1 protein-coding gene is annotated in these 236 nt (G+C 64.8%); it reads left to right on the forward strand.

Annotated features, from left to right (window positions below; translation table 11 throughout):
• Positions 1 to 236: hypothetical protein (locus tag SB754_RS22990; protein ID WP_410784564.1), on the forward strand; the 236-nt coding region annotated here is incomplete at both ends.

A 236-nucleotide genomic window follows, 5' to 3' on the forward strand; every position in this document is an offset into this window, starting at 1 on the left:
GGAGCTGAGCGAATCGCTGCGCCACGGCGTCACCACGGTGTTGCTGGGATCCTGCTCGCTGTCGACGATCCACGTCGATGCCGACGTTGCCGGTGACCTGTTCGGGCGGGTCGAGGCGATCCCGCGGCAACATGTCATCTCGAACATCGAAAAACACAAAACCTGGCGGTCGGCGGGTGAGTACGTCGAGGCGCTCGAGTCCCTCGCCCTTGGCCCCAACGTCGCGGCCTTCATCG

The sequence above is a fragment of the Leifsonia sp. SIMBA_070 genome, assembly GCF_046534635.1.
In the GTDB taxonomy this organism is placed as follows: domain Bacteria; phylum Actinomycetota; class Actinomycetes; order Actinomycetales; family Microbacteriaceae; genus Leifsonia.